The organism is Citrobacter sp. Cpo030, from assembly GCF_030333005.1.
Classification (GTDB): domain Bacteria; phylum Pseudomonadota; class Gammaproteobacteria; order Enterobacterales; family Enterobacteriaceae; genus Citrobacter; species Citrobacter portucalensis.
The window spans coordinates 251,334-274,624 of sequence record NZ_JAOWGT010000043.1 but is presented as its reverse complement, the minus strand read 5'-3'; the positions used below and the strand labels follow the sequence as shown (position 1 = coordinate 274,624).

The window sequence follows — 23,291 nt, the reverse complement described above, 5'->3', positions numbered from 1 at the left end:
AAACCGGGCATTACGCCCGGCTGATTAGGTGATTAAAGATTAATGTGCAGCTTCTGGCTTGTGCTTTTGCGCACTCTGGAAACCATAAGTCAGCTCATTTTTCTCTTTATCCAGCGCAACGGTCACCTGGCCACCATCCACCAGCGAACCGAACAGCAGTTCGTTAGCCAATGGTTTTTTCAGGTTATCCTGGACAACACGCGTCATTGGACGTGCGCCCATTGCGCGGTCGTAGCCTTTCTCTGCCAGCCAGTCACGTGCTTCCTGGCTCACTTCCAGAGAGACACCTTTCTGATCCAGCTGAACCTGAAGCTCGACGATAAACTTATCAACAACCTGATGAATCACCTCGGTAGAGAGATGATCAAACCAGATAATGTTGTCGAGGCGGTTACGGAATTCCGGCGTAAACACTTTTTTGATTTCGCCCATTGCATCAGTACTATTGTCCTGATGAATCAACCCAATCGATTTACGCTCAGTTTCACGCACACCGGCGTTGGTGGTCATGACCAGCACCACATTGCGGAAATCCGCTTTACGCCCGTTATTGTCGGTCAGCGTGCCGTTATCCATCACCTGCAACAGCAGGTTAAAGACATCCGGGTGTGCTTTTTCGATTTCATCCAGCAGCAGTACCGCATGCGGATGCTTAATAACAGCATCGGTCAGCAAACCGCCCTGGTCGAAACCGACATACCCCGGAGGCGCACCAATCAGGCGGCTGACGGTGTGGCGTTCCATATATTCGGACATATCAAAACGCAGCAGTTCAATACCGAGTGCTTTGGACAACTGCACCGTGACTTCGGTCTTACCGACGCCAGTTGGCCCGGCAAACAGGAACGAACCGACCGGTTTATGCTCGTGTCCCAGACCGGCACGGCTCATTTTGATCGCTTCAGTCAGCGCCTCAATGGCTTTATCCTGTCCGAATACCAGCATTTTCAGACGGTTGCCCAGGTTTTTCAGCGTGTCGCGATCGCTCTGCGAAACGCTCTTCTCCGGGATCCGCGCAATGCGGGCCACAACGGACTCGATATCCGCCACGTTGACGGTTTTCTTGCGCTTGCTGACCGGCATCAGACGCGCACGCGCGCCCGCCTCATCAATCACGTCAATCGCTTTATCCGGCAGATGACGATCGTTAATGTATTTCACCGCCAGTTCGACCGCTGCACGCACCGCTTTGGCGGTATAGCGGACGTCATGGTGCGCTTCGTATTTCGGCTTCAGACCGTTGATGATCTGCACGGTCTCTTCTACCGATGGCTCAGTGACATCGATTTTCTGGAAACGGCGCGCTAAGGCACGATCCTTTTCAAAGATATTGCTGAATTCCTGATAGGTTGTGGACCCTATCACACGAATCTTCCCGCTGGAGAGCAACGGCTTGATAAGGTTAGCCGCATCCACCTGGCCGCCCGATGCCGCACCCGCACCGATAATGGTGTGGATCTCATCGATAAACAGAATGCTGTTAGTATCCTGTTCCAGCTGTTTCAACAGCGCCTTAAAGCGTTTTTCAAAATCACCGCGATATTTGGTGCCTGCCAGCAGCGAGCCGATATCCAGGGAGTAAAGAGTACAATCAGCCATAATTTCAGGCACATCACCCTGGACGATACGCCAGGCGAGACCTTCGGCAATGGCGGTTTTACCGACACCAGACTCTCCCACCAGCAGCGGGTTGTTTTTTCTGCGACGGCACAGTACCTGAATGGCGCGCTCCAGCTCTTTGTCCCGGCCAATGAGCGGATCAATTCCGCCCACTCGGGCAAGCTGGTTAAGGTTAGTCGTGAAGTTTTCCATACGGTCCTCCCCGCCAGCTTGCTCTTCGTTATTTGGCTGATTCCCAGAGTCAGAAGTCTGGCTGGGTTCGTCTTTGCGCGTGCCATGAGAAATAAAATTCACCACATCAAGACGACTTACTTCATGCTTACGCAGCAGATAAGCCGCCTGAGATTCCTGCTCGCTGAAGATAGCGACCAGCACATTTGCGCCGGTAACTTCATTGCGCCCGGAGGACTGAACATGAAAGACCGCGCGTTGCAGTACACGCTGAAAACTCAACGTTGGCTGCGTGTCGCGTTCTTCCTCACTGGCAGGCAATACAGGTGTGGTCTGTTCAATGAAGGCTTCGAGTTCCTGACGAAGCGCCACCAGATCCACAGAACACGCTTCCAGCGCTTCGCGGGCCGATGGGTTACTGAGCAACGCCAGTAACAAGTGCTCGACGGTCATAAACTCATGTCGGTGCTCGCGCGCTCTGGCGAAAGCCATGTTTAAACTGAGTTCCAGTTCTTGATTGAGCATAGGCACCTCCCCCAATGTTTATGCCTGCATTCAGGCTTTTTCCAGCGTACACAGCAACGGATGCTCGTTCTCCCTCGCATATTTGTTCACCATCGCTACTTTGGTTTCAGCCACTTCGGCAGTGAACACACCGCAGATAGCTTTGCCTTGATAGTGAACTGCAAGCATCAGTTGCGTTGCACGTTCTACATCATAAGAAAAGAATTTTTGTAACACGTCAATAACAAACTCCATCGGAGTGTAATCATCATTGACTAATATCACTTTATACATAGATGGCGGTTTTAGCGCGTCGCGCAATTTATCTTCCGCCAGCAGATCGAAATCCAGCCAGTCGTTCGTCTTACCCATTGTCAGTCGTCATCTTCAGTTACGGTTTCCGGCAGAAAATCTTGCCGCTGACAAGCAGCCTATGCGCACAATCAATCTACCTCAAGTATTAGATAACTATCATCTATTAGTGCCATCCGCGACATCTGTCACATAACCGACAATAGCGTTAACTGCTTCAAATTTTGATGCATTTTTACCCTATTCCGTCTGCATGGCGCTTGACGCCCCGCCTGATTTCTCTAAATTGTAGTTTCGAGAGTTGGCGAGGTTTTGAACAGCCCCCACTCCGCCACCGGTTCATTCCATCTTACTTATATAAGATTTACGAAGGATGTCGAAGTATGGAAACGGGTACTGTTAAGTGGTTCAACAACGCCAAAGGGTTTGGTTTCATTTGCCCCGAAGGCGGCGGCGAAGATATTTTCGCCCATTACTCCACCATTCAGATGGATGGTTACAGAACGCTAAAAGCCGGACAGTCTGTCCAGTTTGATGTCCACCAGGGGCCAAAAGGCAATCATGCCAGTGTCATCGTGCCTGTCATTGAAGCAGAAGCTGTCGCATAGCTCTTCTGTCTCATTGTGTACATCCCGCAGTCAAAATGCCAGCCCTTGCGGCTGGCATTTTTATCTCTGTGGCATTATTCCCGCGCCAGAGCATCTACCGGATCCAGACGTGCCGCATTCCGCGCCGGTAGCCAGCCAAACAACACCCCGGTTGCAGTCGAACACAGGAAAGCCGTCAACAGCGCGACGGGTGAAAATCCAATTTCCCAGCCCGGCAGAAATAGCTGTAGCGTAAAGGCGATCAGCATCGACAGGCTAATGCCCAACGCGCCGCCAACCAGACACACCAACACTGCTTCAATTAAGAACTGTTGCAGCACGTCACTGGCGCGAGCGCCAACCGCCATACGAATGCCAATCTCACGCGTTCGTTCGGTTACCGAAACCAGCATAATATTCATCACGCCAATCCCACCGACCACCAGCGAAATCACCGCCACCAGCGTCAGGAAGAGTTGTAATGTACGTGTGGTCTTTTCGGCGGTTTTCAAGATACCGTCCATATTCCAGGTGAAGAAATCCTTCTTACCGTGGCGCAACGTCAACAGTCGGGTCAGTTGCTGTTCGGCCTGGGCACTGTCAAAACCATCCTTCACCCGCACGGTGATCGAGTTCAGCCACGACTGTCCCATTATGCGCCCGGACATAGTGCTGTAAGGCAGCCAGACACGCAGGATCTTGCTACTGCCAAACATCGACTGTTTCTCTTCTGCAACACCAATCACCGTGGCAGGCATATTCCCCACCAGCACGACCTCGCCAACAACTTTCGCTTTGTTGGGGAACAACTGACGACGGGTATTGCTGTCGAGCACCACCACCTGAGCACGCCCCGCCAGTTGCTCGGCGTTAAAGGTGGTCCCTTCGCTAAATGTCATGCCATAGACGTTGAAATAGTCGCCGCTAACGCCATTAGCACTGGCAGCAACATCGATGTTGCCATAGCGTAACCGCAGGTTCTTCGACACTGCAGGCGTTACTGAACTGACCCAGGGCTGCTTCTTTAGCGCCGTCAAATCGTCATACTTCAACGCCTGTTGATATTGCGGATCGTCGTCGCCGAAATCTTTGCCTGGATAGATATCAATGGTGTTAGTACCAATAGCGCGAATATCTGCCAGTACCAGCTGTTTAGCCGCATCGCCTACCACCACAATCGACACCACCGAAGCAATACCGATGATGATCCCAAGCATGGTCAGTAGCGTTCGCATTTTATTCGCGGCCATTGCCAGCCAGGCCATGGTAAGCGCTTCACGAAAACCGCTGACAAATTGGCTCCAGCCGGATGCCGTTTTCACCGTTGGCTCCGCGATATCGCGTCCGCCAGAGGGTTTCTGTGGCGGTGGATTGCGCACAATCTCGCCGTCACGAATTTCAATGACCCGTTCGGCCTGCGCGGCGACCTGGCTGTCGTGAGTAACGATAATTACCGTATGCCCGCGATCGCGCAGCTGATGCAAAATCGCCATCACCTCTTCGCCGGAATGGCTATCCAGTGCACCGGTGGGTTCGTCGGCAAGAATAACCTGCCCCCCGTTCATCAGCGCACGCGCGATACTGACCCGCTGCTGCTGACCACCGGAAAGCTGGGAAGGTTGATAGTCAACCCGGTCACCCAACCCCAGCCGCTGGAGTAATTCCTGCGCACGCGCCAGGCGCTGCTTACGTTCAGTGCCAACGTAGACCGCGGGTACCTCAACGTTTTGTGCGGCGGTTAAATGCGACAGCAGGTGATAGCGCTGGAAGATAAAACCAAAATGCTCACGACGGAGTTGCGCTAGCGCATCGCTATCCAGCGTAGAGACATCGCGTCCGGCAACGCGATACGTACCGCTGGTTGGCTTATCCAGACAGCCGAGAATGTTCATCAGCGTCGATTTACCCGAACCCGACGCCCCGACAATCGCCACCATTTCCCCGGCCTGAATGCTCAAGGATACGTCCTTCAACACCTCAACCTGGCCTTCACCTGACGGATAGCTGCGGCGGATATGGCTCAGCTCAAGCAATGCTGTCATTTTGCAGCTCCAGCGTTGCCCTCACCGGTAATGACTTCATCCCCCTCTTCCAGCCCTTTCACGATCTCCACATCGGTGTCATTACGCGCGCCGATAACCACTTCACGTTCGCGGGTTTCGCCGTTACGCAGCAGCCTGACGTTATAACGATTATTGCCAATAGGATCGCCCAGCGCCGACAGCGGGATGGTCAGGACATTTTTGACATCCGTGAGCTGGATATGGACCTGCGCGGTCATATCCAGACGCAGGATCCCTTTCGGGTTTGGAACTTCGAAGCGGGCATAGTAGAAAATCGCATCATTCACTTTCTCTGGCGTCGGAAGAACATCTTTGAGTTTACCTTCATAGCGTGTTTGCGGATCGCCCAGCACGGTAAACCAGGCCTTTTGCCCTGGATGCAGGTGAATTACATCAGCCTCAGAAACCTGCGCTTTTACCAGCATGGTGCTCATATCCGCCAGCGTCAGAATATTAGGGGCCTGCTGGGCGGCAATAACGGTTTGCCCTTGCAGCGTAGTAATTTGCGTTACTTCGCCAGCCATTGGCGCAACGATGCGGGTGTAATCAAGGTTGGTTTTTGCCGTATCGAGTGAGGCCTGATTACGTTTAATTTGCGCGTCAATTGTGCCAATTTGCGCCTGTTTGACCGCCATTTCGGTGGCCGCCGTGTCGAGATCCTGCTGTGAAACAGCCTGGGTTTTCGCCAGCTGTTGTTGGCGGGAAAGAGTAACCCGCGCCAGCTTCCACTCAGCTTCGGCTTGTAAACGCTGGGCGCGCAATTCCATCAGCGTTGCTTCAACCTCTTTGATTTGGTTTTGCGCCTGTTCAGGATCGATAACGCCGAGCAACTGATCCTTTTTTACTTTATCGCCAATCGCAACCGACAGCGTTTTTAACTGCCCGCTGACCTGCGCCCCGACGTCAACTTTACGCAGCGCATCCAGCTTACCGGTAGCCAACACGCTTTGCTGCAGATCGCCAGGACGAACAATTAATGTTTGATACTGAGGTAAAGGCGCATTAAGCGTTCGCCAAAGTGCAATTACCGCCACAATAAGGATGATGGCGAACAGAAAATAGCGTTTTTTGATTTTTCCCTTGAGCTTCATAAATGTCCCAATTCCCCCAATACGTCCACCAGAGTGGAGTGCTAAACATCAACGTTAAATAAATCGCCGTTGAAAAGCGCAAGAATAACAGAGTTATTGATGAATGGTTAAGATCCGCTGTGCTGAAATTAGTACAAGGGTATCAATCGGATTTATATTATGAGCCAGCTAACTGAAAGCACTTTTCATTCTTCAAAACCAGTCACAAGTTTTAGCCTCTTTTGTAGCCTGATGACCGGACATTGGCGCCCCGGACAATTTTGGCATCAGCGTAGCTTTCGTCGTAAGTTTTTGTTGCGCTCAGCGCTTATGCCGCGATTAACGCGTGAATGGATGACCGAGTTGGCGCAATGGCCTGACCTTGATAGCATACTTGCACGCCAGCCACGATTGCCGGTTCGTTTGCATCGCGCCTATCTCGCGAAAAATCTTGACCACAAAACGAAACTGGATGCCGTGCGTTATCATTACAATGCTATCCGTAGCTTTTTTTCAGCCACTGAATTTAAGAATTATTTAAGTGAAGATGGATTACAACTAGCACAAATTGAGGGAAAAAATAGCGAAGTATTTAGCGTAATAATGACTTCATTCATCATACTGGATAAAGAAGGTGAAAGCACCATTCTGGTACGCAATTGCACTGGCGAGACTTTAGCGGAAATGACGTTTACGCTGTGCAATTATGAAGGGAGCAGTACACTGTTTATTGGCGGGTTACAGGGAGGCAGCCGATTACTGCCACATGAAGAAATTCAAAAAGCGACCAAATCATGCCATGGGATTTTCCCAAAACGTATTGTGATGGAAGCCATTTGCTGTTTTGCGGAACAATTAAATATCGAACAAATTCTGGCTGTAAGCAATGAACAGCATATTTTTCGCAGCCCGCGCTACGACGATAAAAACAAGGTAATCCTTTCCGACTACAACACTTTTTGGGAGTCGGTTGGCGGTGAGTGCGACAGCAACGGGTACTATCATATTCCGCGCACGCTGGCGCGAAAAAGCGAGGCGGATATTGCGAGCAAAAAACGCGCAGAATACCGCCGCCGCTATCAGCTACTGGACAGCATCCATTCGCAGCTGTCGTCGATGTTTCGCCACTAATCCGCTCTGCCGCGTGCCAGCCACAGCACGCGGGAAAACATTTTTCGCAGCAGCGTTGGCACCGCATCAACGCCCCGCCGCCCGGCTTCCATCGCCACCTCGATCGCCAGATCCGGTTTTGACGACCGATGAATCGCCTTGGAGATTATTTTGCGCATATTCATAGGCACGTTCTCCGGAATTTGCGCCACCCGGTGAAAGACGTCAGCAAACCCCTGGCGATACATAAAGTGTTCCATATCCAGTGCGGGGAGCATGGTCAAATGCTCGCGCTCTTCCTCTCTGTCGTCATTCAATAAGCTACGTACCGTGGCCGCGTACTTTTTCCCGGCTTCATCTCCATCGACCAGCACATGCCACTCTATTCCCATCCGGCGGGCGAATTTAACCAGCGGCTTAAGACCTGACTGGGCAAATTCAATGACTTTAATCCCTTCCGCATCAAAGTGGTGTCCGCACTGGCGGGCCAGTTCGTTAATCACCCAGGTTTCCGTTTCACCTTCCACCAGCAGCCAGCAGCGGGCAAACAACGATGACGCACGATTAAAACGAATATGAAATGCGATTCGCCGACCGTCTTCTGCACTGATCCCACCCGGTCCCAGCCGCCAGGCGGCGACGCGGGATGATTCACGCACCAGACGAACAACATGTTCAACAGGCGTAAGGGACAGCAGCTCACCGGAGTTGGTGGTCGCCACTCGCTGCAGAGGCAGTAAATTCAACAAGTGCCAGGCCACCGACAGCATGATCGGATGTAAACGTGTTTCCGGATCTTCCACCAGCAATAAAGGTCGGGCGTCTTTATCCAGCCTTAGCGTGCCTTTGGCCTGCAACAAGGTCGAAAACAGGCCCAACAGAATAACCCGGTGCGTACGTCCGCCGGGTTTATCAATCATGCGGTTAATAATGTCCAGATAGCGCCAGCTCCGTTGTTCGTTATTGGAGCGACGGCGCATCAGACGGTAGCGGGACTGGCCAGCCCCCTGCTCGGAAAAATAGTGCTCCAACAGCTGTACCATGGCCGATAAACCCTGACGGATCTGCCCGTCTGTCAGGTTTTGCGGCCGGGTAGCCAGCTCACGCGCCAGAAAATCCAGTTGGCGGGCGGTGACTTCGACATCCGCCGAATCTGGCACCGTACCGTTGCGGATCCGTCGCATAAATCGCGCGTCACGCAGACGCAGTACCGGCATCAGGCGCACGAGGTGTCGCGCCTGATCGTTAATGTCATCGAGAGGTAATGGATGGCCGTCGCCGTCAAGAAAACTGCGCAAGGTCAGAACGCTACCGTCATCCGCACACTCGCCTTCCAGGCGATAAAAAATGCGGTGATAGCCATCCTGGCACGGCGTCCAGCTGGCTTCCAGAGGACGATAACGACGCACCCGGTGACGACCTGGTTGGGATTCACGAAACGTCAGGATAATGTGCAGGTGGTGTTCCCGGCCCTGTATATCACCCGGCGGGAACCAGAAATCCTCGCGGACAAAATGATACAGGTCTGACTCCGGCGACAGCAGCAGGGTCAAGGCATCCAGCAGACTGGATTTACCCCACGCGTTCTCCCCAATCAGCACGTTGCTCTGCTCCAGCATCAACGACAGACGGTTAATACCACGAAATCCAACAATCTCAACGCGTTCGAGAATCATATAGCCTCCGGAAATGCTAACTTTTTCCTTCAAGTTATCAGGAGTATAACGGCAAGCGGGCGCTCAGGACACCCGGTATGATCAGGAGGTTAGTAGCAGAAATTGAAAAATATAAGAATATTCTTCTTATGTTTTCCTCGGAATATTATTTCAGAACTCAATCATCACCTTTTCCTAATTGAACTATGCTTCATTCATCCAATATTCATAAAGGAATAACAACATATTGCCTTAAATCAAATTTTTTCATCAATTTAACTGGCGAAGGGATGATGTTTTTTTCTAAAATACCCGCTCTTTCATCATCGTCCCTTTTTAGCGATGAATTACCGGGCAAGGAACTCGAACCCGGAACTTTTAATTGAGGTGGTTATGTTCAGGAAATTAGCAGCTGAATTCTTCGGTACGTTTTGGCTCGTCTTTGGCGGGTGCGGTAGCGCAATACTGGCCGCAGCATTCCCGGAGTTGGGTATTGGATTTGCCGGTGTCGCGCTGGCATTCGGCCTGACAGTATTAACCATGGCATTCGCTGTGGGTCATATTTCCGGTGGACACTTTAACCCAGCGGTAACCTTCGGTTTATGGGCTGGCGGTCGCTTCCCGGCAAAAGACGTTATTGGTTACGTTATTGCTCAGGTTGTGGGCGGTATTGTTGCAGCTGCGGCCCTGTATCTTATTGCCAGCGGTAAAGCTGGTTTTGATGCAACGGCCAGTGGTTTTGCTTCGAACGGTTTTGGTGAACATTCACCTGGTGGTTATTCCATGCTTTCTGCCGTCGTCATTGAAATTATTCTGACCGCAGGTTTCTTATTAGTGATCCACGGCGCGACCGATAAACATGCTCCGGCAGGTTTTGCACCTATCGCAATAGGTCTGGCATTAACGCTGATCCACTTGATCAGTATTCCGGTCACCAACACTTCCGTAAACCCGGCGCGTAGTACCGCAGTCGCCATCTTCCAGGGCGGCTGGGCGTTACAGCAATTGTGGTTCTTCTGGGTTATGCCGATTATCGGTGGGGTACTCGGCGGTCTTATTTACCGCACTCTGCTGGAAAAACGCGATTAATCGCTAACAAAAAGACCTGACTATTGTCAGGTCTTTTTTCTCCACGCTATATTTCCTTTTATTTGCAACTTTACTCCCCTCTTTGCATTGAGTAGTGTGTATACCCGTTATACTTCAAGTTGCAGATGTGTTGACTGCGCTCGCTCCCCCCAGTCACGTACTTATGTACGCTCCCGGGGATTCACTCCCTTGCCGCCTTCCTGCAACTTGAATTATTTAGGTTATAGTGTCGCATTTCGTCTTACTTCTCAGCAAGGATCTGATTTTCATGTTTTCAGGGCTGTTAATCATTCTGGTTCCCCTTATTGTGGGCTACCTTATTCCGCTCCGGCACAGGACTGCATTACAACTTATCAATCGCCTGTTAAGCTGGATCGTCTACCTTATTCTCTTTTTTATGGGTATTAGCCTGGCGTTTCTGGATAATCTCGCCAGCAACCTGTTAGCCATTCTTCATTATTCTGCGGTCAGCGTGACAGTCATTATACTGTGTAATATTGCGGCGCTGTTCTGGCTGGAACGTTCGCTGCCCTGGAGACACAACCACAAGCAAGAAAAGCTCCCTTCGCGAATTGCAATGGCGCTTGAGTCGCTTCAGCTTTGCGGCGTCGTCGTCATCGGTTTCCTGCTCGGCCTCACTGGGCTTCCCATTCTGCAACATGCCACCGAAGCCAGCGAATATACGTTAATCTTTTTACTGTTCCTGGTGGGGATTCAACTGCGCAACAGCGGTATGACCTTAAAACAAATTGTGCTGAACCGTCGGGGGATGATCGTGGCCGTCGTCGTCGTCGCCAGTTCGATGCTGGCGGGGGTTATCAATGCCTTGATCCTCGGTCTACCGCTGAAAACCGCGCTGGCGATGGCATCAGGTTTTGGCTGGTATTCCCTATCCGGTATTCTGTTAACCGAATCATTCGGGCCCGTAATTGGTAGTGCCGCCTTCTTTAACGACCTGGCCCGTGAGCTGATCGCCATTATGTTGATTCCAGGAATGGTGGGCCACAGCCGCTCTACCGCGCTGGGATTATGCGGCGCAACATCAATGGATTTCACCCTGCCCGTTTTACAACGCAGCGGCGGTCTGGAAATGGTCCCGGCAGCCATCGTCCACGGCTTTATTCTGAGTCTGTTAGTGCCTCTGCTGATGGCGTTTTTCTCCGCCTGACGCCGGGATAAATACCTCTCTGGCGGTAGTCAGCTACCGCCAAAATTGCGCTAAATCAATCTCCCTGCAAGTAGTAGCAGAAATCCCTTTTATCCCTTCGCGCACAGGCATAATCTTAAACATGTATATTAAATATAACTTTAAAAGGTGTGACCATGTTTTGTGTGCAATGTGAACAAACCATCCGTACTCCGGCAGGAAACGGCTGCTCTTACGCGCAGGGTATGTGCGGTAAAACGGCTGAAACCTCCGATTTGCAGGATCTGCTGATTGCTTCCCTACAAGGTCTGTCTGCATGGGCTGTTAAAGCACGTGAATACGGCATCATCGACCATGAGGTTGATAACTTTGCGCCGCGTGCGTTCTTCTCCACACTGACGAACGTTAACTTCGATTCCCCGCGTATTGTTGGCTATGCCCGTGAAGCTATCGCCATGCGCGACGCCCTGAAAGCGCAATGCCTGAACATCGACGCGAAGGCAGCGGTCACCAACCCGATGGCCGATCTGCAACTGGTCAGCGACGATCTGGGCGACCTGCAACGTCAGGCCGCTGAATTTACCCCGAACAAAGACAAAGCAGCCATCGGCGAGAACATTCTCGGCCTGCGTCTGCTGTGTCTGTACGGCCTGAAAGGTGCGGCAGCTTACATGGAGCACGCACACGTTCTCGGTCAGTACGACAACGATATCTATGCTCAGTACCACAAAATCATGGCGTGGCTGGGTACCTGGCCTTCCGATATGAACGCTCTGTTGGAGTGTTCAATGGAAATCGGCCAGATGAACTTCAAAGTAATGAGCATTCTGGACGCCGGTGAAACCACCAAATACGGTCACCCGACCCCGACCCAGGTCAACGTAAAAGCAACCGAAGGTAAGTGCATCCTGATCTCCGGTCACGACCTGAAAGATCTCTACAACCTGCTGGAGCAGACCGAAGGTACCGGTGTTAACGTCTATACCCACGGTGAAATGCTGCCGGCACACGGCTACCCGGAACTGCGTAAGTTCAAACACCTGATCGGTAACTACGGCAGCGGTTGGCAGAACCAGCAGGTAGAGTTTGCCCGCTTCCCAGGTCCGATCGTCATGACCTCTAACTGCATCATCGACCCGACTGTTGGCGCGTACGACGATCGTATCTGGACCCGTAGCATTGTCGGTTGGCCGGGTGTGAGCCACCTCGAAGGCGACAACTTCGGTCCGGTTATCGCGCAGGCGCAGCAGATGGCTGGCTTCCCGTACAGTGAAATTCCGCACCTGATCACCGTAGGTTTCGGTCGTCAGACCCTGCTGGGCGCTGCTGATACCCTGATCGACCTGGTGAGCCGCGAAAAACTGCGTCACATCTTCCTGGTTGGCGGTTGTGACGGCGCACGTGGCGAACGTAACTACTTTACCGACTTCGCCACCAGCGTGCCGGATGACTGCCTGATCCTGACCCTTGCTTGCGGTAAATACCGTTTCAACAAACTGGAGTTCGGCGATATCGAAGGTCTGCCGCGTCTGGTGGATGCTGGTCAGTGTAACGATGCTTACTCTGCCATCATCCTGGCGGTAACCCTGGCTGAGAAACTGGGCTGTGGCGTGAACGATCTGCCGCTGTCTCTGGTGCTCTCCTGGTTCGAACAGAAAGCGATTGTTATTCTGCTGACCCTGCTGTCTCTGGGCGTGAAAAACATCGTCACTGGCCCGACTGCACCTGGTTTCTTCACACCGGATCTGCTGGCAGTTCTCAACGAGAAATTTGGTCTGCGTTCCGTGACCACCGTTGAAGAAGACATGAAGCAACTGCTGAGCGCGTAAGGAGTAAAGAATGACAATGCCAACTCATCAGTGCCCATGGCGGATGCAGGTTCACCACATCCATCAGGAAACGCCGGATGTATGGACAATTTCGTTGCTGTGCCACGATTATTATCCTTACCGCGCCGGGCAGTATGCACTGGTCAGCGTACGTAATTCAGCGGATACGCTGCGTGCTTACACCATTTCTTCAACGCCGGGCGTTAGCGAGTACATCACGTTGACCATCCGCCGGATTGACGATGGCGCAGGTTCACAGTGGCTAACCCGCGACGTGAAGCGCGGCGACTATATCTGGCTGTCGGATGCAATGGGTGAGTTCACCTGTGAAGATAAAGCGGAAGACAAGTTCCTGATGCTGGCCGCCGGCTGTGGTGTCACGCCAATCATGTCAATGCGTCGCTGGTTGGCAAAGTACCGCCCACAAGCGGATGTACAGGTAATCTTTAACGTTCGCTCGCCGCAAGATGTCATTTTTGCCGACGAATGGCGCGAATATCCGGTGACATTAGTTGCTGAAAACAATGCCACAGAAGGTTTTGTTTCCGGCCGACTGACGACTGAACTGCTGAAAAGCGTACCGGATCTGACCTCGCGTACCGTGATGACCTGTGGCCCGGCACCGTATATGGATCTGGTCGAGAAAGAAGTCAAAGCGCTGGGCGTGACGCGCTTCTTTAAAGAGCAGTTCTTCACACCTGTTGCCGAAGCCGCCACCAGCGGTCTGAAGTTTACCAAGCTACAGCCGGCGAAAGAGTTCTACGCGCCGGTGGGCAGTACGCTGCTGGATGCGCTGGAAAGCAACAAGGTTCCGGTTGTTGCCGCATGCCGTGCAGGCGTTTGCGGCTGCTGCAAAACCAAAGTGGTTGACGGTAACTACACGGTCAGCAGCACCATGACGCTGACCGACGCAGAAATCGCTGAAGGTTATGTGCTGGCTTGTTCCTGTCATCCGCAGGGTGATTTAGTGCTGGCGTAATTGGCCGGTATCTGATGTACAAAAGGCTGCCTGGCTGTACCGGGTGGCCTTTTTTTATGCTGTCAGGCGTTGAAAAATTCTGATGTTTTCACTCTCCCCGCAAATTATCGACCACACTTACCCTGCGCAGATTAAACATAATCCCCGACTAGCACGTCGAACTTTCTACAAGGATCCCCATGAAAAAAGTGGCTATTGTCGGCGTCGGTCCCACCGGGATTTATACGTTTCATGCCCTGGTTGAGCGCGGTGAACCGCTGGAAATAGAGCTTTACGAGCAAGCTGAAGAGGCGGGCGTTGGCATGCCTTACAATAGCAACAACAACGCAGACCACATGCTGGCAAATATAGCCAGCATTGAGATCCCGCCGATCTATATCAGTTATCTGACGTGGCTTCAGAATCAAAGTGATGACTATCTGGCCCAGTTTCAGATTGAACGCGCGTCTTTGCATGAGCGGCAATTTTTACCCCGCGTGATCCTCGGCGACTATTATCGCGATCGTTTCTTAGCCATTGTCGAGAAAGCGCAACAAGCCGGTTTCACGATTCGCGTACATGAATCAAGCGAAGTCACCGACCTGCGAGCAGACCCGAATGGGGTTTCTTTGTGGATCAACCACGCGTCACAGCCCGTTGAGGTGGATTTCGCCGCTATCGCCACTGGTCATCTGTGGCCTGAAACGGATGCTCAGGCACGCAAATTTTTCCCCAGTCCGTGGACCGGTCTGATGGACGCGCAGATTGGTGCTTGCCGGGTAGGGATTCTGGGCACCTCGTTAAGTGCTATCGACGCCGCGATGGCTGTGGCCAGTCAGCATGGCACCTTCACTACCAATACCGACCATTCACTGCAATTCACACCTAAATCCGACAGTCAAAACCTGAAACTGACCCTGATGTCGCGCAGCGGGGTACTGCCTGAAGCGGATTTTTACTGCCCCCTTCCGTATGAATCGCTGAATATCGCGACGCCAGAAGCGATTGAAGATGCCATTGCCCATGGCCAAAACGGATTACTGGACCGCATCTTTCAGCTTATGGCGCAACAACTGCAAGACGCAGCGCCAGGCTGGTGCCAACAGGTGGCGCTTGCGACGCTTAACGCCGACACGTTCCCCGAAGTCTATTTCGCCGACAGGCTCAGACATGACCCTTTTGACTGGGCGAGACGTAACCTGGTAGAAGTTGAGCGCAACAAGCAAAAACAACATACCGTCGCCTGGCGCTATACCTTGCTGCGCCTGCACGAGGTTATCGAGGAGATAGTCCCTCATCTTGATACCCGCGACGAAAAACGTTTCAGGTGCGGACTGGCGCGGGTATTTATTGATAACTATGCGGCAATCCCGTCAGAGTCAGTTCGCCGAATGCTGGCGCTGCACGAAGCCGGGCTGATTGAGATCCTCGCGCTTGGCACAGATTATGAGCGTATGAATGAACAGGAAATGACGGTAATTTCCCACCACGGTCAGCGCAGCGAATTTGATGTGTTTATTGACGCCCGAGGACAACGGGCATTGCAGAGCAAAGATATCCCGTTCCCAACGCTACGCGATCAACTGCTGGCCTGTGGCGATGAGATCCCAGATGTCGGCGAAGATTACACGCTGCAAGCGCCGGAAAACGCCCGCAATCGCATCGCTTTTGGCGGGCTGCCGTGGTTGATGCACGATCGTCCGTTTATTCAGGGATTAGTGGTCAGCGCTGAAATAGGCGCCGCGATGGCAAGGGCATTGACGCAGCGAGCGCTGAGACGTCGGCACAAACTATGGAACAGTGACGACATAGATTAGCGACAGATTGAACGACGAGGGGGAGCAATGCTACGCTTTCCCGCCTCGGTATTGACTCTCAGATGGTAACTATCGCCAGGCTGAATTTCCGGCAACGGAGTAACGCCCCGCCCCCAAAAACGCCACGGCCAGCGCGCCGATGAAGAAATACACCAGACTTTCAATCGCCCATGCGCCGGTTTTATCCAGTGTCCAGGTTTCGCCCATCCCGACCATCAGCCATGCCACAACCATCGTAAACGCCAGCCCCAACGCCGCCGGACGCGTCAGGATGCCAAGAATAATCAGGCACGGTGCTACAACTTCTCCCAGCAGAACGCCGTACGCAATAAAGCCTGGGAAACCTTTCGCTATCAACATACCGCTGATGCCATCAATACCCGCGAACAGTTTATGCAGCCCATGAAACAGCATCAGCCCACCGACGGCAAAGCGTAACAATAACTTGCCAAAATCTTCGTGAGTCAGCACTCGGTTAACTGAATTTAATAGTTTTATAACCATTTGAATTTATTCCTTGTTTCACCATGTCCAAAACAAACTACGCTTAATACAGGTTAAATGAAACCTGCCGGAAATAAGGGGGAAATGAGAAGCATAACTATTATCTTCATCTAAACTTGTAACCGGTATCACATTAGAGGAGAAGGAAAACCATGAAACAAACGGTTGCCGCTTTTATTGCTAAAACACTCGAACAGGCTGGCGTAAAACGCATTTGGGGTGTAACGGGTGACTCGCTAAATGGTCTGAGTGACAGTCTGAATCGTATGGGAACAATTGACTGGATGCCAACCCGTCATGAAGAGGTTGCAGCCTTCGCTGCGGGCGCTGAAGCGCAGTTGACGGGCGAACTAGCCGTCTGCGCAGGCTCGTGCGGACCAGGCAACCTGCACCTGATCAACGGGCTGTTTGATTGTCACCGTAACCACGTCCCGGTGCTGGCAATCGCCGCGCATATTCCCTCCAGTGAAATAGGCAGCGGTTATTTTCAGGAGACCCACCCGCAAGAGTTGTTCCGCGAATGTAGCCACTATTGCGAGCTGGTTTCCAGCCCAGAACAGATCCCACAGGTGCTGGCAATTGCCATGCGTAAGGCGGTGCTCAACCGTGGCGTTTCCGTGGTGGTTTTACCCGGTGACGTGGCGCTAAAACCTGCACCTGAAAGCGCCACCACGCACTGGTATCATGCGCCGCTCCCGGTGGTGACTCCACAAGAAGAAGAGCTGAGAAAACTGGCGAAACTGCTGCGCTACTCCAGCAATATCGCCCTGATGTGCGGTAGTGGCTGCGCCGGTGCGCATAAAGAACTGGTTGAGTTTGCGGCTAAAATCAAAGCGCCGATTGTTCACGCCCTGCGTGGTAAAGAACATGTTGAGTACGATAACCCCTATGACGTGGGAATGACCGGGCTGATTGGCTTTTCATCCGGCTTCCATACCATGATGAATGCCGACACGCTGATCCTGCTCGGTACCCAGTTCCCTTATCGCCCGTTCTACCCCACCGACGCCAAAATTATTCAGATTGATATCAATCCGGCGAGTATTGGCGCGCACAGTAAAGTGGATATGGCGCTGGTAGGCGATATTAAATCCACGTTACGGGCCCTACTGCCTCTGGTGGAAGAGAAAACCGAGCGGCAGTTCCTGGACAAAGCGCTGGAGCACTATCGCGAGGCGCGCAAAGGGCTGGATGATTTAGCCAAACCCAGCGATAAAGCCATTCACCCGCAATATCTGGCGCAACAGATCAGCCACTTTGCCGCTGACGATGCCATCTTTACCTGCGACGTTGGCACGCCAACGGTGTGGGCAGCACGCTATCTGAAAATGAACGGCAAACGTCGCCTGCTCGGATCGTTTAACCACGGGTCGATGGCGAATGCCATGCCGCAGGCACTCGGCGCACAAGCGACCGAACCAGGACGCCAGGTTGTGGCAATGTGCGGTGACGGCGGCTTTAGCATGCTGATGGGCGACTTTCTTTCGGTTGTTCAGATGAAGCTGCCAGTGAAGATTATTGTCTTCAACAACAGCGTGCTGGGATTTGTCGCAATGGAGATGAAAGCGGGCGGTTATCTGACCGACGGCACCGAACTGCACGACACTAACTTCGCGCGGATTGCCGAAGCCTGCGGCATTACAGGCATTCGCGTGGAAAAATCCTCAGAGGTTGATGAAGCACTGCAAAGGGCGATGTCGATTGACGGCCCGGTGCTGGTCGATGTGGTCGTAGCGAAAGAAGAGCTGGCGATCCCGCCGCAAATCAAACTCGAACAAGCCAAAGGTTTTAGCCTGTATATGCTGCGCGCAATCATCAGCGGGCGCGGTGATGAAGTGATCGAACTGGCGAAAACGAACTGGCTCAGGTAAAACATCCTTATTAAATCACACACAAAATCATTCATGATGCATCTAGGCGGCTAGCCCGAAAATCCCCAGGAGCATAGGTATACTATGTGACTGGGGTTTAAGGGTGCGGCCAACGCCGAAGCAGCTTGAAGGATGAAGTGTAATAAGGAGACACCATGATTGATTTACGCAGTGATACCGTCACTCGGCCGAGTCGCGCCATGCTGGAAGAGATGATGGCAGCCCCGGTCGGGGATGACGTGTATGGAGACGACCCTACCGTTAACGCCCTCCAGCAATACGCCGCAGAGCTTTCTGGTAAAGAAGCCGCTATTTTCCTACCCACCGGCACTCAGGCAAACCTGGTGGCGCTGCTCAGCCATTGTCAGCGTGGCGAAGAGTACATTGCCGGTCAGGGCGCACATAACTATCTCTACGAAGCAGGTGGCGCAGCGGTGCTCGGTAGCATTCAACCGCAGCCTATCGACGCCGCACCGGATGGCTCCCTGCCGCTGGACAAAGTGGCTGCAAAAATCAAAGTGGACGATATCCATTTTGCCCGCACCCGCTTGCTCAGCCTGGAAAATACCCACAACGGCAAAGTGCTGCCGCGCGCGTATCTGAAAGACGCCTGGGAATTCACCCGCGAGCGTAATCTTGCCCTGCACGTCGACGGCGCACGTATTTTTAACGCCATCGTCGCCTACGGCTGTGAACTTAAAGATGTCACGCAATACTGTGATTCGTTCACCATTTGCCTCTCCAAAGGCCTCGGCACCCCCGTTGGTTCACTGCTGGTCGGCAGCCACGAGTACATCAAACGCGCTATTCGCTGGCGCAAAATGACCGGCGGCGGAATGCGTCAGGCCGGTATTCTGGCAGCAGCCGGACTGTATGCGCTGAAAAATAACGTGCCGCGTTTGCAGGAAGACCATGACAACGCCGCCTGGATGGCGGAGCAGCTGCGCGAAGCAGGGGCGGACGTCATGCGCCACGACACAAATATGCTGTTTGTTCGCGTTGGCGAAGAGCACGCTGCCGCGCTGGGAGAATATATGAAAGCGCAAGGCGTGCTGATTAACGCCTCCCCAATTGTGCGCCTGGTGATGCACCTGGACGTATCGCGTGAACAACTTGCTGAAGTCGTCGCCCACTGGCGCGCTTTTTTAACCCAATAAGGAGATGGGCGTGCCGCAACGGATTTTGGTTCTTGGCGCCAGTGGCTACATTGGTCAGCATTTGGTACAGGCGCTCAGTCAGCAAGGGCATCAGGTGTTGGCTGCGGCACGTCGCATTGAACGGCTGGAAAAGCAGCAACTGGCCAATGTCAGTTGCCACAAGGTCGATTTGAATTGGCCAGATAACCTCACCCCGCTGCTGACGGGTGTTGATACGGTTTATTATCTGGTTCATGGTATGGGCGAAGGCGGTGATTTTATCGCCCACGAACGTCAGGTGGCGATGAACGTGCGCGATGCACTACGTAATACGCCAGTTAAACAGCTTATTTTCCTGAGCTCATTGCAGGCTCCCCGGCATGAACAATCCGATCATCTGCGTGCACGACAGATAACCGCGGACACCTTGCGCGAGTCAGGCGTGCCAATGACGGAATTGCGCGCGGGCATTATCGTGGGGGCTGGTTCCGCTGCTTTTGAAGTAATGCGCGATATGGTTTACAACCTACCGGTTCTCACCCCTCCACGCTGGGTACGCTCGCGTACCACACCTATCGCGCTGGAGAATTTAATGTACTACCTGGTAGCGTTGCTGGAACATCCCACACAGCATCACCGCGTCCTCGAAGCCGCCGGACCGCAGGTGTTGAGCTATCAGGAACAGTTCGAGCATTTTATGGCGGTCAGCGGTAAACATCGCCTGCTCATCCCCATCCCCTTCCCTACCCGCTGGATTTCGGTCTGGTTTTTGAACGTCATTACGTCAGTGCCGCCGACCACGGCCAAAGCGCTGATCCAGGGCTTAAAACACGACCTGCTGGCTGATGACACCGAATTACGTGCGCTGATCCCGCAAAAGCTGATTGCCTTTGATGACGCGGTGCGCAGCACCTTGAAGGAAGAAGAGAAGCTGGTCAACTCCAGCGACTGGGGTTACGACGCACAGGCGTTTGCCCGCTGGCGTCCAGAATATGGCTATTTTGCTAAACAAGCTGGCTTTAGCGTTGAAACCTCCGCCAGCAAAAAGGCTCTGTGGCAGGTTGTGAATCGACTCGGCGGCAAAGAAGGCTATTTCTTTGGCAATATTCTATGGAAGACGCGCGCGGCGTTGGACCTGCTGGTCGGCCATAAGCTGGCAAAAGGTCGTCCCAAACACCCACTATTGCAAGTTGGCGATACCGTTGATAGCTGGAAAGTCATCATCGTTGAGCCGGAGAAACAGCTGACACTGCTGTTTGGGATGAAAGCGCCGGGACTGGGTCGTCTGAGCTTCACACTGGAAGATAAAGGTGACCACCGACGCATTGATGTACGCGCGTGGTGGCATCCGCACGGTATGCCTGGCCTCTTCTACTGGCTGTTGATGATCCCCGCCCACCTGTTCATTTTCAGGGGGATGGCGAAGCGTATAGCCAAACTTGCAGAACAAATCACAGACTAATGATAAAAAGAGCCTGTATTCTTTCATGTTTCCCATTGCATACAGGCGTAATTCACGGAAGAATGCGCACGACGTTTTTTAAACACAGTGGATTGATATGAAGGTACTGGTTACCGGAGCCACCAGCGGCTTGGGCCGAAACGCGGTTGAGTTTTTATGCAGCAAAGGCGTCAGCGTCAGAGCCACCGGTCGCAACGAAGCGATGGGCAAGCTGCTGGAGAAAATGGGCGCAGAATTTGTGCATGCGGATTTGACCGAGCTGGTTTCTTCGCAGGCAAAAGTGATGCTTGCCGGCATTGACACGCTGTGGCACTGCTCCAGCTTCACCTCTCCATGGGGAACTCAGGAAGCTTTTGATCTGGCCAACGTTCGTGCTACCCGCCGTCTGGGCGAGTGGGCCGTAGCCTGGGGCGTACGTAACTTTATTCATATCTCCTCTCCGTCGCTGTATTTTGATTATCACCATCATCGCGATATCAAAGAAGACTTCCGTCCCCATCGCTTCGCCAATGAATTCGCCCGCAGCAAAGCGGCTGGAGAAGAGGTGATTGCGCTGCTCGCCCAGGCCAATCCGCAGACTCGCTTTACTGTCTTGCGCCCGCAAAGCTTGTTCGGACCTCACGATAAAGTCTTTATTCCCCGCCTCGCCCATATGATGTACCACTACGGCAGTATCCTGTTGCCGCACGGCGGGAGTGCGCTGGTGGATATGACCTATTACGAGAACGCAGTTCACGCGATGTGGCTGGCGAGTCAGGAAGCCTGCGATAAGCTGCCGTCGGGTCGTGCGTACAATATAACCAACGGTGAACATCGCACCCTGCGCAGTATTGTGCAGAAACTTATCGACGAGCTGAATATTGACTGCCGTATCCGCTCCGTGCCCTACCCGATGCTGGACATGATTGCCCGCAGCATGGAGCGCTTAGGCAATAAATCGGCGAAAGAGCCAAAGCTTACGCATTACGGCGTTTCGAAGCTAAATTTTGACTTTACGCTGGATACCAGCCGCGCTCAGGAAGAGTTAGGTTATCAGCCCGTTGTGACGCTGGATGAAGGGATTGAGCGTACCGCGGCCTGGCTGCGCGACCACGGTAAGCTGCCGCGTTAGGCTGATATCCATTGCAGGGTGGCGGCACAAGCGCCACAAATACCTGCCAAATTAACCGTAGGCCTGATAAGCGAAGCGCCATCAGGCATTGGTGTCTGCGTTAACCCTGCCCGTATTTCTCCAGTAACGCTTCGGCAATCGCCTGCGTTTCCGCGTCCGCCACGCCATTCCACAACGTCGGGCGGAAGTGCATCTGGAACGCCATAATCACCCGCTGCTGTTCACGCGGCGTCATCTCGGGTTTTACCTCATAGCCATAGCGTGACAGTAGATCGAGCAATGACGCGGTTTCTACCGGCGTATGGGGCGCTCGTCCGGCGAGATAAAATGCCACACGCTGAGCATCCGGCCATGCGCCAATGCCCTGAACGGCCAGTGCTTGCCACGGAAACAGCGGACCGGGATCGTCCTTACGCTGCGGCGCAATGTCTGCATGAGCCACCACGTTTTGCGGTTTTATGTCGTAGCGGGCGATGATATCTTTCGCCAATGGGACTAACGCCTGAATCTGCGCGGGCTCAAACGGCGCAAAATACTTGCTGCCCGCTGATTTTTGCCAGCCGCGGTTTTCCAGCTCAATGCCAATTGAGGTATCGTTAATACGCGTAGCGCCGCGCCAGAAGCTAATCCCCGCATGCCAGGCCAGATCTTTTTCCGGCACCAGTTGCCAGATACGCGGCTTACCATGGTAAAGCGGCGGCACTGCTGGGATCAAATAGTGCGAACTGACGTTTTTATCGGTCAGCGTAGCCAGAGAAGAGTCAAAATCATCGGCCGTGTAATGGATAACCAGCACTTTAATGCGCGGATAAGCAGCCTGTGCCTGTCGGCGGGTATCTAACTGATACCCGTCTTTGTCGACAATCCCTTTTTCGCCAGCACATCCCACCAGCAACAGCGTAAATGCCAGCAGACACAACAGACGTTTCATCGGCGAGTTTTCACCGCGGTACCGCTGACGCTCACCATCAGCATGCTACCGTCTTTGCCTACGGTTTCGTAATCGATATCGATACCGACCACCGCATCAGCACCCAGCGCTTTCGCCTGTTCGCCCAGCTCCTGAAAAGCAATTTCACGCGCTTTACGCAGCTCTTTTTCATACGCACCGGAGCGACCACCGACAATATCGCGAATGCCGGCGAAGAAATCGCGGAAGATATTCGCGCCTAAAATGGCTTCACCGGTAACAACACCGCAGTATTCCACGATGCTCTGTCCTTCCAGCGTAGGGGTTGTCGAAAACTGCATGGTTAATCTCCTTTTTGCGCTAAG

At 53.0% G+C, this 23,291-nt stretch carries 19 protein-coding genes; 11 read left to right on the top strand and 8 right to left on the bottom strand.

What is annotated here, in order from left to right; translation table 11 throughout:
- Nucleotides 1-39: 39 nt before the first annotated feature.
- Both clpA and clpS read right to left on the bottom strand, forming a co-directional pair.
- A complete protein-coding gene (gene clpA / locus OGY37_RS03715; protein ID WP_286620103.1) occupies nucleotides 40-2,316 on the bottom strand; it encodes an ATP-dependent Clp protease ATP-binding subunit ClpA in 2,277 nt (758 codons plus the stop codon).
- Between the two features lie 30 nt (nucleotides 2,317-2,346).
- The gene (clpS, locus tag OGY37_RS03710; RefSeq protein ID WP_003036810.1) at nucleotides 2,347-2,667 is read right to left on the bottom strand and encodes an ATP-dependent Clp protease adapter ClpS; all 321 of its coding nucleotides are present in this window, start codon (nucleotides 2,665-2,667) and stop codon (nucleotides 2,347-2,349) included.
- Between the two features lie 323 nt (nucleotides 2,668-2,990).
- On the opposite strand from clpS, the gene cspD reads away from it, so the two are divergent.
- Entirely contained in the window at nucleotides 2,991-3,215 is a 225-nt protein-coding gene (gene cspD, locus OGY37_RS03705; RefSeq protein ID WP_003036813.1) for a cold shock-like protein CspD, read from the top strand.
- Between the two features lie 74 nt (nucleotides 3,216-3,289).
- On the opposite strand, the gene macB is transcribed toward cspD, so the two are convergent.
- A complete protein-coding gene (macB, locus tag OGY37_RS03700) occupies nucleotides 3,290-5,236 on the bottom strand; it encodes a macrolide ABC transporter ATP-binding protein/permease MacB (RefSeq protein ID WP_286620101.1) in 1,947 nt (648 codons plus the stop codon).
- Entirely contained in the window at nucleotides 5,233-6,348 is a 1,116-nt protein-coding gene (macA, locus tag OGY37_RS03695) for a macrolide transporter subunit MacA (RefSeq protein ID WP_148361767.1), read from the bottom strand. Before macA ends, macB begins: the two co-directional genes overlap by 4 nt.
- A gap of 159 nt (nucleotides 6,349-6,507) precedes the next feature.
- Here macA and OGY37_RS03690 point away from each other — a divergent pair, with 159 nt between their 5' ends.
- On the top strand, nucleotides 6,508-7,458 hold the full coding sequence (locus OGY37_RS03690; protein ID WP_003834290.1) for a VirK/YbjX family protein: 951 nt from the start codon (nucleotides 6,508-6,510) through the stop codon (nucleotides 7,456-7,458).
- Here OGY37_RS03690 and OGY37_RS03685 read toward each other — a convergent pair.
- Nucleotides 7,455-9,113, bottom strand: coding sequence for an ATP-dependent endonuclease (locus OGY37_RS03685; protein WP_003834292.1), 1,659 nt, complete (start codon nucleotides 9,111-9,113; stop codon nucleotides 7,455-7,457). The two genes, OGY37_RS03690 and OGY37_RS03685, sit on opposite strands and share 4 nt — an antisense overlap.
- Before the next feature lie 372 nt (nucleotides 9,114-9,485).
- Here OGY37_RS03685 and aqpZ point away from each other — a divergent pair, with 372 nt between their 5' ends.
- From aqpZ to OGY37_RS03660, 5 genes are all read left to right on the top strand, one after another.
- Nucleotides 9,486-10,181 (top strand): aquaporin Z, encoded by a 696-nt coding sequence (gene aqpZ, locus OGY37_RS03680; protein WP_003834293.1) that lies wholly within the window; start codon nucleotides 9,486-9,488, stop codon nucleotides 10,179-10,181.
- A 268-nt stretch (nucleotides 10,182-10,449) separates the two neighbouring features.
- On the top strand, nucleotides 10,450-11,349 hold the full coding sequence (locus OGY37_RS03675) for a LysO family transporter (protein ID WP_286620099.1): 900 nt from the start codon (nucleotides 10,450-10,452) through the stop codon (nucleotides 11,347-11,349).
- 155 nt (nucleotides 11,350-11,504) lie between these two features.
- Entirely contained in the window at nucleotides 11,505-13,157 is a 1,653-nt protein-coding gene (gene hcp / locus OGY37_RS03670; protein ID WP_286620095.1) for a hydroxylamine reductase, read from the top strand.
- A gap of 10 nt (nucleotides 13,158-13,167) precedes the next feature.
- A complete protein-coding gene (gene hcr, locus OGY37_RS03665; protein WP_003834299.1) occupies nucleotides 13,168-14,136 on the top strand; it encodes an NADH oxidoreductase in 969 nt (322 codons plus the stop codon).
- A gap of 179 nt (nucleotides 14,137-14,315) precedes the next feature.
- Nucleotides 14,316-15,932, top strand: a complete 1,617-nt coding sequence (locus OGY37_RS03660) for an FAD-NAD(P)-binding protein (RefSeq protein WP_126317707.1) — start codon at nucleotides 14,316-14,318, stop codon at nucleotides 15,930-15,932.
- Nucleotides 15,933-16,001: 69 nt separating this feature from the next.
- Here OGY37_RS03660 and OGY37_RS03655 read toward each other — a convergent pair whose 3' ends face one another.
- Nucleotides 16,002-16,436, bottom strand: a complete 435-nt coding sequence (locus OGY37_RS03655) for a DoxX family protein (RefSeq protein ID WP_003834302.1) — start codon at nucleotides 16,434-16,436, stop codon at nucleotides 16,002-16,004.
- Nucleotides 16,437-16,588: 152 nt separating this feature from the next.
- Here OGY37_RS03655 and poxB point away from each other — a divergent pair, with 152 nt between their 5' ends.
- From poxB to OGY37_RS03635, 4 genes are all read left to right on the top strand, one after another.
- On the top strand, nucleotides 16,589-18,307 hold the full coding sequence (poxB, locus tag OGY37_RS03650) for a ubiquinone-dependent pyruvate dehydrogenase (protein WP_286620092.1): 1,719 nt from the start codon (nucleotides 16,589-16,591) through the stop codon (nucleotides 18,305-18,307).
- Between the two features lie 155 nt (nucleotides 18,308-18,462).
- Entirely contained in the window at nucleotides 18,463-19,464 is a 1,002-nt protein-coding gene (gene ltaE, locus OGY37_RS03645; RefSeq protein WP_063940499.1) for a low-specificity L-threonine aldolase, read from the top strand.
- A 10-nt stretch (nucleotides 19,465-19,474) separates the two neighbouring features.
- Nucleotides 19,475-20,905, top strand: coding sequence for an SDR family oxidoreductase (locus OGY37_RS03640; protein WP_198579335.1), 1,431 nt, complete (start codon nucleotides 19,475-19,477; stop codon nucleotides 20,903-20,905).
- A 97-nt stretch (nucleotides 20,906-21,002) separates the two neighbouring features.
- Nucleotides 21,003-22,016, top strand: a complete 1,014-nt coding sequence (locus OGY37_RS03635) for a 3-beta-hydroxysteroid dehydrogenase (protein ID WP_003834312.1) — start codon at nucleotides 21,003-21,005, stop codon at nucleotides 22,014-22,016.
- Nucleotides 22,017-22,116: 100 nt separating this feature from the next.
- Here OGY37_RS03635 and OGY37_RS03630 read toward each other — a convergent pair whose 3' ends face one another.
- Together OGY37_RS03630 and OGY37_RS03625 are read right to left on the bottom strand one after the other, a co-directional pair.
- Nucleotides 22,117-22,947 (bottom strand): N-acetylmuramoyl-L-alanine amidase, encoded by an 831-nt coding sequence (locus OGY37_RS03630; protein ID WP_003834315.1) that lies wholly within the window; start codon nucleotides 22,945-22,947, stop codon nucleotides 22,117-22,119.
- Nucleotides 22,944-23,267, bottom strand: a complete 324-nt coding sequence (locus OGY37_RS03625) for a heavy metal-binding domain-containing protein (protein WP_001160725.1) — start codon at nucleotides 23,265-23,267, stop codon at nucleotides 22,944-22,946. The genes OGY37_RS03630 and OGY37_RS03625 overlap by 4 nt, the downstream gene beginning before the upstream one ends.
- Nucleotides 23,268-23,291: the final 24 nt, after the last annotated feature.

Excerpts from the sequence above, each read along its gene's own strand:
- clpS (WP_003036810.1), bottom strand. The coding sequence starts at position 2,667 with ATGGGTAAGACGAACGACTGGCTGGATTTCGATCTGCTGGCGGAAGAT.
- macB (WP_286620101.1), bottom strand. The coding sequence starts at position 5,236 with ATGACAGCATTGCTTGAGCTGAGCCATATCCGCCGCAGCTATCCGTCA.
- OGY37_RS03635 (WP_003834312.1), top strand. The coding sequence starts at position 21,003 with ATGAAGGTACTGGTTACCGGAGCCACCAGCGGCTTGGGCCGAAACGCG.
- OGY37_RS03675 (WP_286620099.1), top strand. The coding sequence starts at position 10,450 with ATGTTTTCAGGGCTGTTAATCATTCTGGTTCCCCTTATTGTGGGCTAC.
- clpA (WP_286620103.1), bottom strand. The coding sequence starts at position 2,316 with ATGCTCAATCAAGAACTGGAACTCAGTTTAAACATGGCTTTCGCCAGA.
- aqpZ (WP_003834293.1), top strand. The coding sequence starts at position 9,486 with ATGTTCAGGAAATTAGCAGCTGAATTCTTCGGTACGTTTTGGCTCGTC.
- OGY37_RS03655 (WP_003834302.1), bottom strand. The coding sequence starts at position 16,436 with ATGGTTATAAAACTATTAAATTCAGTTAACCGAGTGCTGACTCACGAA.
- OGY37_RS03685 (WP_003834292.1), bottom strand. The coding sequence starts at position 9,113 with ATGATTCTCGAACGCGTTGAGATTGTTGGATTTCGTGGTATTAACCGT.
- OGY37_RS03630 (WP_003834315.1), bottom strand. The coding sequence starts at position 22,947 with ATGAAACGTCTGTTGTGTCTGCTGGCATTTACGCTGTTGCTGGTGGGA.
- OGY37_RS03625 (WP_001160725.1), bottom strand. The coding sequence starts at position 23,267 with ATGCAGTTTTCGACAACCCCTACGCTGGAAGGACAGAGCATCGTGGAA.
- hcr (WP_003834299.1), top strand. The coding sequence starts at position 13,168 with ATGACAATGCCAACTCATCAGTGCCCATGGCGGATGCAGGTTCACCAC.
- OGY37_RS03660 (WP_126317707.1), top strand. The coding sequence starts at position 14,316 with ATGAAAAAAGTGGCTATTGTCGGCGTCGGTCCCACCGGGATTTATACG.
- poxB (WP_286620092.1), top strand. The coding sequence starts at position 16,589 with ATGAAACAAACGGTTGCCGCTTTTATTGCTAAAACACTCGAACAGGCT.
- OGY37_RS03690 (WP_003834290.1), top strand. The coding sequence starts at position 6,508 with ATGAGCCAGCTAACTGAAAGCACTTTTCATTCTTCAAAACCAGTCACA.
- cspD (WP_003036813.1), top strand. The coding sequence starts at position 2,991 with ATGGAAACGGGTACTGTTAAGTGGTTCAACAACGCCAAAGGGTTTGGT.
- ltaE (WP_063940499.1), top strand. The coding sequence starts at position 18,463 with ATGATTGATTTACGCAGTGATACCGTCACTCGGCCGAGTCGCGCCATG.
- hcp (WP_286620095.1), top strand. The coding sequence starts at position 11,505 with ATGTTTTGTGTGCAATGTGAACAAACCATCCGTACTCCGGCAGGAAAC.
- macA (WP_148361767.1), bottom strand. The coding sequence starts at position 6,348 with ATGAAGCTCAAGGGAAAAATCAAAAAACGCTATTTTCTGTTCGCCATC.